Here is an 11,541-nt window from a genome sequence, read left to right on the forward strand (position 1 = left end):
ACCGCTGGCGATTCTTTCACGACGCACTGGTGATCCGATCCCATGCCTGACGCAGTTGCGTGTACACGGGCCTTGGAGATGGCATCATCCGATCATCCACTTGACTGGCGAACCAAACCCCACAACTGGTCCCCGTCAAGATGACTTCATCGGCTTCGCGCAGTCGCTGGGTGTTCAATCGCCGAGTTAGAAACGGCAACTGCAACTCAGCGCAGAGCCTCTGCACCACTTGCAAGGAAACGCCTGGCAAGATCTGATCCGGCTGGGGAGAGAAAACGCTTCCTTGTTGGACCAACAAGACATTGGCGATTGCGGTTTCAGTCACCGTGCCATCGTGATCAACCAGCACACCGCTGGCCAGTGGATGAACCTGATGTGCTTGCTGATCGGCCAAGTAATAGTGCAGCCGAGAACGGACTTTGAGTCGACGATCCCAGCTGGCTGAGGGAGGTTGCTGCACATCCGTGATCACCAACGGCATGCCGTGCTCGATTCGCTGCTGCATGGCCCCCTGATCGATGCAATACAGATGCAGAATCAAGGTTGGCTGGGGCGCCGTCTGCGTGTCAGCGCCAGTCATCAAACTGCCAGTCATCAAACTGCCGGGCGAAGCCAAGAGCACGACCCCAAAGCTCGCTTGATTGGCGATCCAAGACTCATTGCGATCCATCAACTCAGAAATCAGCTGCTGCAATCCGGCCGCGGAGGGCAGCCCGCTGATCTTTAACGCATCGATGGTCCGTTGCCAACGCTGCAAGTGCAACTCCGGTTGCCAGAGCTGGCCATGATAGACTCGCATCCGCTCCACTGCGCAAACACCATGGGTGAACGCAGGATCAGACAGCGGCAACGCCAGTTGATCGTCGGGAATCCAATCTCCGTTCAAGAATGCCAATGCAGACAACGCGATACCGTCCTTAACCACGCTCCCATGAAGCGATCAGTCTTGCTTTGAAACCGACACCATCTCGGCCGCTGCGTTCAACCCATTGACCATCTTCGAGATTTGATAGCCAGCGTTGCCGCACTTGCGATAGTATTCCAATTCCGCGTGGCGAATATTAATCGCTCGCGCATAGTCCTTGGCGATCACCGGCAACGAAGACCCATCAAGACGCGGTGCAAAACAGGTTGGACCACAGTGGCCCAGCGCTTGGGTACGCCGATTGTTGTTCAGCAACCAGTATCGCTTCAATACCGCATCGCGATGATTGAACAATAAGTTGAGTGAGTTCATGTTCTTGGTTGCCAATTGATGATAGCCACCAGTGGCCAACCAATTCGACTGAACCGCAGGGGCTACCAGGGCCACATCAATCTCGCGACCAAGCAGTGGCTCATAGTGCAGCTTACGTCCAGCCAAGCTTCCACCGGCCAACGCATGGAGAGCACCGGTAATCACGCGGGCACCAAAACTGTAACCCACCATCGCCATGGGCACCTTTGTGGAATGCTTCTGCATCAAGGTCGCCAAGTAGAAACCTTGTGCATCGCAACGCCGCCCTTTTTCGCGGAAGTCGCGGATGACCAGTCCCTCTTTGGCGCTTGGCCAACTGACGATCACCCAGTTGACCGGAAAATCAGCGTGATAGCGGCGAATGTAATTTCTGACAGCCGTCGCACGCCCCAACAGATCTTTCTGCGCCATGCGGTTACCATGCACGTAAAACACAATCGGTTGATTGGGCATCAGCGACGCAAAGTAATCTTCTTCTGCAAGTTTCTGGCAGCGGTACCCGTTGACTTGGTAATAGCGGAACTCGGCCTCTTCCTCGGGAACATGACACGCATAGTAAGGCAAGTGACGCGTTGAGATCATGAACACTCGATCTTCATTGCCACAGCGGCCAACCAGTTCGTTTGACCGAACGGGCGTGGGCACTAATTCACCGGTGAGTTGAACCGGATCCGCCGGCAAAGCGGGCCGAGGCTCTGGCAGATTCTTGAGCTCAAGCTGATCGAGTCCAGGATCAGCGGATCGTTTAGCGTCTTGAGCTTTTGGAGTGACGCTGGAAAAGGGCTCCGGACTGGCAGCAATTGTGAGAGCTGCCGACTGTTGCAGCACAGCCGTCTTGCGAAGCAATTTTGATTGAGCGCCCGCGGAACCACACCAGAGGAAACACGCGACGAGCAGGACAGAGCAAGCTTGCCAAACAGCAAGCACGCCAATGCCAAGTTGGTAACGAAAAAGTCGAATCAATGTTCTATTGTCAATGAAATGCGAATGTAGTCGGAATCCAAAGTGCCCCCTCTGTTCGCGTCCGTGAACAGACATCGACTGCTAACACTTGATTGAGCTAGCCCCAGAACGCCAGGTCTTTCGCATCACCCAAACACCGCCGTGGTCCAGCTTTGTTGCTTTCCGTCTGTCGCAACAGCATGCTTCCCACATCGCTTGGGTATGGCGTTCTTATCAATCAAATATGACCAATTGTTGACGCAACGCAACAAAATGTTTCAAAAAAAAGACATGTTGCGTTTGCACATCATTGGTTACGTCTTAGGTTTGTACGGATCTGCGATAAAGATCCACGATTCGGCTCCTTATGCAATTCGTGACAAGATCGATGAATATTCGCCTACTAGCGGTTCTTACGGCCGCAACGTTGCTAACAGTCAGCTCTGGCTGTGCACCTTTTCGCAACTTCTTCTTTGGTCGCGGTGCCCGCTGTGGTTCCTGCAATCACCCCACTGCAATTGCCGCGCCATGCAACCAACCCATGGCCCAGGCCTACACCACAACGCAAAGCTGTGGCTGTAATCCAGCCGGTGGTGGCATGCCCAGCGCAAGTGACAATTTCGGCCCCGCGATGACACCGCATGCGGCCAACCGATATGGCTGGGACAAAGATGGTGCAACGATCATCCATTCCGAAGAACTGCCTCCTGGCGCTGTCGCGCCGAGTCAGTGACCCTGACCCTCGGTGATCTCCAACAGACAGTGATCCCAATCAGACAGTGATCACTGCCAGCGAGGGTGACATGACGGCCGGGTGATCCGCCGCAGGTGCTTCTGCACAGCTAACGTGCAGTGCCCCCTGCAGACAGGCGTCACCGGTCGCAGGCCCGATCACATCATCGAAACAGATTGTCATTTCAATGACGCGAAACGCCATTCGCAAGCAGGCTATTTCGGGGGGAATTGCCTGTGGCGTTTCGCGTCATTTCTATTTCATCCTGGAAACCCGCCAGATTTGATGCCTGGGGCAGGCCAAGTCTTGTGACTATGCTGGGCACAGACCAGCGACTTTGATCTGTGCCATTGGGTTGGTCCTGGGCGTCCCAGAAACTGCGTTCTGTGGCAAATTTCCGTTTCCCTCCAGACTGCTCGGGAGCATCATGCGTCAACACAACCTCATGCTTAATCGACGGAACTGGATGAGCGCCGCTGGCAGCCTTTGCGCGGCCTCAGCCCTGCTGCCTGCTACGGTTAGCAGTGCCGGTGACAAACCTGTTCAAGGCGACAACGGTGACGGCAGCCCAGAGAGCCCCCAATACATCGAACAACCGCTTTCGCATTGGCGCATCGGATTGATTCTGACCACGCCCGTGGCCTGCACCAACGGCCTGGCAACCTTTCCCGTGCCCTCCAATTGGCCTGAGCAAAAGATCACCATTCGCAACCAGGAAGTGGATCCGGAAGTGACTCGCTGGCAAGTGCGTGACCTTGGTGGCGGCACACAGCAAGTTGTGCTCCAAATGCCACGCATCAACGCCGGAGCCAAGGTCAGTGCGTTGTTTGAATTCGACATTGAACGCGATCGAATTCAACCACCGGAAGACACCTCCGCACTGATCATCCCCAAATCAATCTCGCGAGAACTCAGGCTTTACATGGGCGTCAGCCCAGAGATCGATACCACCAGCCGCATCATTCGCAACGTGGCTGTGGAACTGGAAAAGGAACCGGTCGATAACGCCTGGCAACGCGTGGAACAGGTCTACGACTATGTGCGTGACAAAGTGCAGTACGTTGAGGGTGACATCAAGAAAGCCTCCAAGGCGTTGCTGGATGGATTCGGTGATTGCGAAGAGATGACCAGCTTGTTCGTTGCCATCTGCAGAAACTTAGGCATCCCCGCCCGCGTCGTCTGGATCCCCGACCACTCCTACCCAGAGTTCTATCTGGAAACACCAGACAAGAAAGGTTATTGGTACCCTTGCCAAGTTGCCGGCACACGTCAATTTGGCCGCATGGATGAAGCCCGACCAGTGCTCCAGAAAGGCGACCGGTTCCGCGTGCCAGAAAAGAAACGTGAAACCGTTCGATATGTCGCCGAATACTTCCGCTGCGATCGCCGCGGCAATGGTGCGCCGCGGCCGAACTTTGTTCGCGAAGCCTTTGAGCTGTGATCCAACGCGCTTGCCCGTCAGATCCACGTCGCAAATGCCCTGGCCACTGGCAGCGACTTACTTGTCGCTGGCCGTTGGCTGCGGCCCGTCCACTTGTGCTGCTGGCGGCTGCGAATCAGTCGGCAGCGATGGCTGGGGCTGTTCTTTCCGACCGAATTCGAACTCGCTGACGGAATCCCCTTGCACCGTTCGATGCTGTAGCTTTAGCACCGGCTGCCCTGTTCCCTTGGGGTAACGCAATTCGCCTGACAGAAAGCCACCCTTGACTCGCAAAAAGCGATGCACGGGCCGTTGGTCACCGGGTTTCCAGCCGAGTTGATGCTTTTCGCTTCCAGGGCCACAACCAAACTCCCACAGATCGAGTTGGGCATTATGAGAGGCATACTGCCAGTGGCGATCACCACACAAGACAATCACGTTCTCCAGTGTGCCAAGGAACTCGCGGATCTCTTGGCCTTCGACCGCAAAGATTTCGTTGGCATGGTTATCGCGTTTATTCGCGCGATCGGGACCAACGATCGGCGTTGGGCTGAAGACCAACTTGAATTTGGCCTTTGACTGCTGCAGCGTTTCGAAGAGCCACTGCTTTTGTTCCGCACCCAAGATTGATTTCTCGGGTCCGTCGGGCATGTCGTTGGGGCTGCGATAATCGCGACCTTCCAAAATCCAAATCTGCAGATCCTTGCCCCAGTGAACGGTCTGATAACGAGGCGCACGTGAGGGAAACTGCTCTTCGTTGAACAACTTCACACCTTCCTCGAAACTGACACTGCCGTAGGTCTGCCCCACCCAACAGTCATTCTTTAACGTGTCGTGATCGTCCTTGATAAAGTACGACGTGGTCTTGCTATAGAAGTCACGATTGTTAGGCAAGGCAAAGATCCGCTGCCACTTGAATCGCATCAGGTCCTTTGTGACTGCCCAGGGATCAGGTTTGTCATAGTATTCAATGTCGCCGGCATGAACGACAAAATTAGGTCGCAGCTTGGACATCGCCGGATAGATCTGATGGCCTTTCATGCCATCATCACGACGGATGAAGTCATGGCAGGTGGTCACGCAGAAGGCCACGTCACGTTCGGCTGACGGCGCGGGAGCCGTTTCAAAGCCACCACGCAGGATCGCGCTCGGCCGGTCCGCGTCAAGCGACTGCACTTCAGCGACCAAGGCATACTGGACGCCCGGTCGCAAGCCTTGCAATTTCCACTGTGCGGTAAAATCCTGCTCGGCGTTTGTTTCAACCCAGTCGGTGGACTTCGCTTGGTTTCGTGACTTCGCGGGAAAATACGTCAGACGAACACGACCGGCGGCACCGGGGCAGGCACCGATCATTTGCTCTAGATCAGCGCCCTCTGGAAGCTGACGACTCAAGAGCTTTTCAGGATCGGACTGTTTAGACAGCGCGGCTGCTTCACGACTGGAAAGCGAAACGAACTCTTTTCCGGCGGTCAACATGCCCGCAGTCTTCGTTGTACGCGTCCAGACAACGATTGACGACTGGTCCGCCCAACTATTTCGCATCCCGTTTCCAAGAAATGGGCCAGAGGATAAACCGTCAGCCAGTGCCGCATCGTCCGCAGGGCCCACACCAACAAACCGAAAACCTCGATAGCTGACTTTGCCACCATGATCGGTCAACATGATTCGGTCGCCACCCTTTGGGGTGCCGAAATGCTTGGCTCCGTAAAACTTGCTCAGGGCGATCGACTTTTCCCAACCGGGACCAATCGTGGCCGATGTGGTGACAAGTTCACCATTGACAAAGTGCTGCAAGTGGTTGCCACGGGCGATCACTCGAGCTTGATTCCATTGCCCCAGAGGATTCAGTTTCTTTTCCACTGCAGGGGGCACCAAATCGTAAATGGATGCCGTGCTTCCCTTGCCTTGACTGTCTGGTGCATCATCAATGATTTGATATTCAACGCCCAGGTAACCGTTGTTGAACATCGCTTTACCAAAACGTCCCACGCGATACTTCAAACCGCTGTTGGTCCGTTTTTCGATCTTCCATTCCCAGGTCAGGTCAAAGTTCGCTGGCAAGGGTTCTGAGACAATGCTACCGCCTCCACCGCGCGGCTTGAACAAACGCACCTCACCGTCAGCAAATTGCCAGTTATCCAGCACCGGGCGGCCATCAATACAGCTCCAGAACGTGGGATCAAGAAATCGCTGATCAATCGCCTGCTCCGTTGGCTTGTCAGCTGACTGCTCTGTTAACTGTTGAGCAGGCGGGGTTTCCTGTGCGGTGGCCACTTGAAGGCTAGCAGACACCAGGCACAGGCACAAAAAAAGTTTCTTGATCGGCATCGTCAGGTTGAATCGGTGCAGGGGTGAGGGCAATCAGAACAGCGTCGGAAAAACGGGACGAGCAACAAGCGGGACGATCCTAGGGACCATGGTGCTGTGCATTGCAATCGCACACAGTGACCGAGGCAGCCAAGCATTCGATTCATGCGTTTCGCAACCGCAGCTTGTTGTTGGGACCACAGTATAACTATCCACCGCGTGGGCTGCACGACAGCCAGCACGATCTTCTTTGCGGCGACTCTTTCGTTGTCACTCACTGCCTGCAAGGCCTGACCGAGGCAGCAAAATCTCTCCGATCGCGTGTCCGTTTTCCGCGACACCACGTCTACCGATCATTTTGCGATCTACCGTTTAGCGACGTCGGTAGATGAGGAAGTCAACGGGCAACCCAGAAAGTGTGTTTTCCAAGGCCTGTCATGACGCCCACCCCTCAAGACCACAACACTCAAAAACAAGAGCGCAACCATTGCCATGGCCATTGAAACCTCAGCAACGCTCTGTCTGACTGGCGGCCGCGACTTAGCCAGCATCAATGAGACACAGCAGTTGCTACAGCAAGCGATTGAGGACTCCGATGATGTCGCACTGGACTGCAGTGACTTGCAGTTCATTGACGCCTCGGTGTTGCAATTGCTGCTTGCCGCTGCACATGCCAAGACCAAGCAAGAAACAACACTCAGCCTAGCGAATCTGTCCGATGAATTGATCGCTTGCCTTGGGCAATCTGGCGCCGACCACCTAATTGGCTAAACCACACAGACAAAACCACTTCCGTCCCTGATACAAACCAATCCCTCGCAACCCAATGGTGCCGGAGGCCCGAACGCCCGACTGCAACTCAATTTAACTCTCTTGACGGAGCCCCACGCATGTTAAACGACAATCAATCATCAGCAGCCAATCGAACTTGGATCATGGAGCCAATCATTCGCTGGGGGCATTGGGTTCAGGAACAAATCAGCTTCATCGAACCACCCGCACTGCACCGCTTCGGGACTCGCAGAGCAGTGTTCAACGAGCAGGAGTACGGACGTTCAACGGAGAAACCGACCGCCCCCAGGTCCACAGCGGAATAACAAACTCATTTATCAACCCCAGCCACACCGTTTCCTCTGGCGAACCGATCACGAATTCCTCCAACCATTCGACCGGCCGCTTGATGGCAGACAGATTTTGATTCACACGTTCATCCAAGCAGTCACACCCTTCGTCCTCACGTTTTCATCCAGGTATGCCCAATGTCAAAGTCAGCATTAGTCGTCGACGATTCCACCTCCATGCGTCAAATGGTTTCCTTCACGCTTGGCCAGGCGGGGTTCGACATTACCGAAGGCAGTAACGGACAAGAGGGCTTAGACAATTCGAAAGGCAAGAAGTTTGATCTTGTTGTCACGGACTTGAACATGCCTGTGATGGACGGTCTGACCCTGATTCGCAATCTCCGTCAAGACCCATCATTTAAGGCAGTCCCAATCCTGATGCTCACGACCGAGTCACAAGCATCAAGAAAGCAAGAGGGCAAAACAGCAGGTGCGACCGGCTGGATTGTCAAGCCATTTAACCCCACGCAACTGATCCAAGTGGTCAACAAAGTCGTCCGCTAGTCACCGGCAGCGTAAGCCATACGAACACCATCGAGCCCAACCCCTCTGACCTTGTCCGTCTGGCAACGCCTGATTGATGCAGTAGAACTTTTGGAGTAGGAAATGCAGATCGACCTCTCAGCGTTTCATGCAGCTTTCTTTGATGAAGCGCATGACCATTTAGAGACCATGGAGGCTTCGCTGCTGCGAATCGAATCTGAGGCCGACGACGAAGAACTGCTCAATGAGATCTTTCGCGCAGCACACAGCATCAAGGGAGCCAGCGGTACATTTGGCTTCCACGACATTGGCAACTTCACGCATGTCTTGGAAAACCTGCTCGACCATCTGCGCCAAGGAAATTTGGCGGTTAACAGCGACCTTGTCGGCGCTCTCTTTGAATCCCTTGACGTGCTGACCGGTCTCGTCGCCGCGGCTCAAGATGGATCAGACATTCCAGAAAACATTGACCAAGTGGTTCAGCGACTGCATGCGATCAATGCCGATGGCGATGCTCCAGAACCGGCTGCCGTGCAGTCAGAAGCAGCTGACTGCGAGACCAACGAATCTCCAACCCCACCTGCCGCCTCCGAAACGAATAGCAAGTCCATGGAACAAGCAAGCGAATCCGGGGCAGACCCAACCGGCGGACAACCCGTTGAAACCGCAGCCAACGAACAACCACCGCAAAGCGAAAGCCAAGACGATGCCAAACGCTGGAAAATCTTCTTGCGCCCAGCAACCGACTACTTTCAGTTTGGGCAAGACGCGTTGCTGTTGCTACGCGAACTCGCTGAACTGGGGCGATTCGAATCCGTTGAACTGCATCAGGACGAACTGCCGCCGTTTGACAAGCTAGAGCCAGAGTCCTGCCATCTAGCCTGGACCGTGATCCTGCAGACCAATGCTGACCAGGAGACGATTCAGGATGTGTTCATGTTCCTGGACGATGACAGCCAACTCACCATCACCCCGCTGGGCCAAAGCACGCTGACAGAGAGCGAATCGGTCGGCGATCCAACCCGGGACGCCGTCGCTCAAACCACTCCAGAACCAACCACGACAGCGTCCGAAACCGAGCCCTCAACCGAGACCATCGCCGAAGACATCAATGAACAACTGGAGCAACTTTCCGCCGATCTGACAACGGCAAGTGACAAGCCGGAACCAGCAACGACAGCGCCAAGTCCTCTCGCTGAGTCGACCGCCAACGCAGCAGAGCCATCGGCGAGTCAGCCAACCACTGCCAGCGAGGCTGCCACTCCAGCACAGGCCACTCCAGCAAAGCCGGCGGCGAAAGCAAAACCGGCGGCGGCGAAAAACGAAGCCGCTCTGGGAGGCCGCAGCCGGGAAACCATTCGCGTCGACCGCGATCGCCTTGACAAGCTGATCAACCAGATCGGTGAACTGGTCATTGGTGCTTCGATGGTGGAACAGGATTGGTGCAAAGTCGCTGCGGCGGAGACCACCACCAGTATGAATCAGCTGGGTAAGATCGTCCGGGATCTGCAGGAGATGAGTCTCTCGCTGCGAATGGTTCCCATCGCCGCGACCTTCCAGAAGATGACTCGCATCGTGCGTGATCTGTCCAACAAGCTTGGCAAGAAAATCAACTTTGAATCCATCGGTGAAGAAACCGAATTGGACAAAACGGTGGTCGACAGTATCGGCGACCCACTGATCCATATGATTCGCAATTCGGTGGACCATGGCATTGAGAGCCCCGAGGAACGAATCGCCGCTGGCAAACCGGCCGAGGGAACCGTAACGGTTCATGCGTATCACCAAGGTGGCAACATCTACATCCGTCTGACAGACGACGGGAAAGGCCTGAACGTTGAAGCGATTCGCAAGAAGGCTCTTTCGCAGGGAGTGATCAGCGAAGGTGATGAGTTGTCACACCAAGAGATCTGTGATCTGATCTTTCACCCGGGTCTATCCACTGCTGAAAAGATCAGCGACGTTTCTGGACGCGGCGTTGGCATGGATGTGGTGCGTCGAAACATCGCCGAACTCAAAGGCAGTGTCGGAGTTCATTCAGAACCTGGCAAAGGCTCCACGATCACTGTCCGTTTGCCGCTAACTCTGGCAATTATGGACGGCCTTACCGTACGCTTGAATCAGGATGTTTACATCATCCCACTACTTTCCGTGATCGAATCATTCCGCCCCGGCCCCTCCGACGTCAAACGACTCGCTGGCAAGGTTGAAGTGGTTCAAGTTCGTGGCGAAGTGGTGCCCTTGGTTCGCCTGCATCGCCTGTTTGGCATTGACGGTGCCGTCAGCGATCCAACGGACGGATTGTTAGTGTTGGTTGACGACCACGAAGGCAAGTTTGCACTCCTGGTAGACGACCTGCTGGGACAACAACAGGTCGTCACGAAGAACCTGGAGGCGAACTTCCAGAAAGTCGTGGGAGTTGCCGGCGCGACCATTCTGGGCGACGGCCGCATCGCATTGATCCTTGACATTGCCGGACTGACCGCCTTGAAACCAGCACTCCCGATGCCCAGCGAGGAAGCCGAGCAGCTGTCCGAGATCACTGAAACGCAGGCCGTTGACCACCCAGCCAACCCTGATGAATCCCTGGCAACGTCAACCGAACCAGACGAATCAACGACCAACAACCCGGAACGGTCCACGCCACAGCACACGTGGGCCTGAGCACACGGCCACCAGTGAACACGGCCACCAGTGAACACGGCCACCAGTGAACACGGCCACCAGTGAAACAACGACCCGCAACTCGAATGGCCTAAACCACCGATTGATTAGGAGGCAACAATGACACTTGAGATGAATGACGAAGGCAGCCTGACTCCCGATGCCAGTCAGTACCTAACGTTCACACTAAAAGAAGAAGAGTTTGGGATCGAGATTTTGCGTGTCCAGGAAATCAAAGGCATTTCCCACATCACGCCCATCCCCAACATGCCCGAACACATCAAAGGCGTGATGAATCTGCGCGGCGCCGTCGTGCCGATCATTGACTTGCGTTCCAAGTTCAGCATGCCTGAAACACCCTACAATCGATTCACCGTCATCATTGTTGTCACCATTGGGGACAAGATCACGGGACTGGTTGTCGACGCTGTCAGCGATGTTCTCAACATCGAAGGCAGCAACATTGAACCCGCTGACAAATTAGGAGTCGGTTGCGATGCCTACTACTTAAGCGGCATCGCTAAGAACGGTGAACGTTTGATCACGCTCTTAGACATGGAAAAGTTAGTCAGTTTTGACGAACACGACCTTCAAACCGCAACATAACCCTCGAATTCAGCTTTCCACTTCACCA

The 11,541-nt window shown here is 54.9% G+C and carries 11 protein-coding genes; 7 read left to right on the forward strand and 4 right to left on the reverse strand.

What is annotated here, in order from left to right; all coding sequences use genetic code 11:
• Window positions 1–16: 16 nt before the first annotated feature.
• Entirely contained in the window at window positions 17–904 is an 888-nt protein-coding gene (locus tag SV7mr_RS18845; protein WP_419187603.1) for an aminotransferase class IV, read from the reverse strand.
• Between the two features lie 36 nt (window positions 905–940).
• Window positions 941–2,200 carry a hypothetical protein gene (locus SV7mr_RS18850; RefSeq protein WP_145275634.1) on the reverse strand — a complete coding sequence of 420 codons (1,260 nt, stop codon included), beginning with the start codon at window positions 2,198–2,200 and terminating at the stop codon, window positions 941–943.
• Between the two features lie 367 nt (window positions 2,201–2,567).
• Here SV7mr_RS18850 and SV7mr_RS18855 point away from each other — a divergent pair, with 367 nt between their 5' ends.
• A complete protein-coding gene (locus SV7mr_RS18855; RefSeq protein WP_419187604.1) occupies window positions 2,568–2,912 on the forward strand; it encodes a hypothetical protein in 345 nt (114 codons plus the stop codon).
• A gap of 39 nt (window positions 2,913–2,951) precedes the next feature.
• Here SV7mr_RS18855 and SV7mr_RS25600 read toward each other — a convergent pair whose 3' ends face one another.
• Window positions 2,952–3,095 carry a hypothetical protein gene (locus SV7mr_RS25600; RefSeq protein ID WP_419187605.1) on the reverse strand — a complete coding sequence of 48 codons (144 nt, stop codon included), beginning with the start codon at window positions 3,093–3,095 and terminating at the stop codon, window positions 2,952–2,954.
• 262 nt (window positions 3,096–3,357) lie between these two features.
• Between SV7mr_RS25600 and SV7mr_RS18860 the strand changes: the two genes are divergently transcribed.
• Entirely contained in the window at window positions 3,358–4,353 is a 996-nt protein-coding gene (locus SV7mr_RS18860; RefSeq protein ID WP_145278654.1) for a transglutaminase-like domain-containing protein, read from the forward strand.
• A gap of 57 nt (window positions 4,354–4,410) precedes the next feature.
• Here SV7mr_RS18860 and SV7mr_RS18865 read toward each other — a convergent pair whose 3' ends face one another.
• Window positions 4,411–6,624 (reverse strand): 3-keto-alpha-glucoside-1,2-lyase-like domain-containing protein, encoded by a 2,214-nt coding sequence (locus tag SV7mr_RS18865; RefSeq protein WP_419187606.1) that lies wholly within the window; start codon window positions 6,622–6,624, stop codon window positions 4,411–4,413.
• A 507-nt stretch (window positions 6,625–7,131) separates the two neighbouring features.
• Here SV7mr_RS18865 and SV7mr_RS18870 point away from each other — a divergent pair.
• From SV7mr_RS18870 to SV7mr_RS18890, 5 genes are all read left to right on the forward strand, one after another.
• Window positions 7,132–7,410 carry an STAS domain-containing protein gene (locus SV7mr_RS18870; protein ID WP_145275638.1) on the forward strand — a complete coding sequence of 93 codons (279 nt, stop codon included), beginning with the start codon at window positions 7,132–7,134 and terminating at the stop codon, window positions 7,408–7,410.
• A gap of 119 nt (window positions 7,411–7,529) precedes the next feature.
• Entirely contained in the window at window positions 7,530–7,736 is a 207-nt protein-coding gene (locus SV7mr_RS18875; protein ID WP_145275640.1) for a hypothetical protein, read from the forward strand.
• 162 nt (window positions 7,737–7,898) lie between these two features.
• Window positions 7,899–8,264, forward strand: a complete 366-nt coding sequence (locus tag SV7mr_RS18880; RefSeq protein ID WP_145275643.1) for a response regulator — start codon at window positions 7,899–7,901, stop codon at window positions 8,262–8,264.
• 102 nt (window positions 8,265–8,366) lie between these two features.
• Window positions 8,367–10,907, forward strand: coding sequence for a chemotaxis protein CheA (locus tag SV7mr_RS18885; protein WP_145275645.1), 2,541 nt, complete (start codon window positions 8,367–8,369; stop codon window positions 10,905–10,907).
• Window positions 10,908–11,027: 120 nt separating this feature from the next.
• Window positions 11,028–11,513, forward strand: coding sequence for a chemotaxis protein CheW (locus SV7mr_RS18890; protein ID WP_145275647.1), 486 nt, complete (start codon window positions 11,028–11,030; stop codon window positions 11,511–11,513).
• Window positions 11,514–11,541 lie beyond the last annotated feature (28 nt).

Source organism: Stieleria bergensis, from assembly GCA_007745635.1.
In the GTDB taxonomy this organism is placed as follows: domain Bacteria; phylum Planctomycetota; class Planctomycetia; order Pirellulales; family Pirellulaceae; genus Stieleria; species Stieleria bergensis.

Bases quoted from the DNA above. Each gene is read 5' to 3' on its own strand.
- SV7mr_RS18855 (WP_419187604.1), top strand. From the start codon at position 2,568: ATGAATATTCGCCTACTAGCGGTTCTTACGGCCGCAACGTTGCTAACA.
- SV7mr_RS25600 (WP_419187605.1), bottom strand. From the start codon at position 3,095: ATGACAATCTGTTTCGATGATGTGATCGGGCCTGCGACCGGTGACGCC.
- SV7mr_RS18860 (WP_145278654.1), top strand. From the start codon at position 3,358: ATGCTTAATCGACGGAACTGGATGAGCGCCGCTGGCAGCCTTTGCGCG.
- SV7mr_RS18870 (WP_145275638.1), top strand. From the start codon at position 7,132: ATGGCCATTGAAACCTCAGCAACGCTCTGTCTGACTGGCGGCCGCGAC.
- SV7mr_RS18875 (WP_145275640.1), top strand. From the start codon at position 7,530: ATGTTAAACGACAATCAATCATCAGCAGCCAATCGAACTTGGATCATG.
- SV7mr_RS18880 (WP_145275643.1), top strand. From the start codon at position 7,899: ATGTCAAAGTCAGCATTAGTCGTCGACGATTCCACCTCCATGCGTCAA.
- SV7mr_RS18885 (WP_145275645.1), top strand. From the start codon at position 8,367: ATGCAGATCGACCTCTCAGCGTTTCATGCAGCTTTCTTTGATGAAGCG.
- SV7mr_RS18890 (WP_145275647.1), top strand. From the start codon at position 11,028: ATGACACTTGAGATGAATGACGAAGGCAGCCTGACTCCCGATGCCAGT.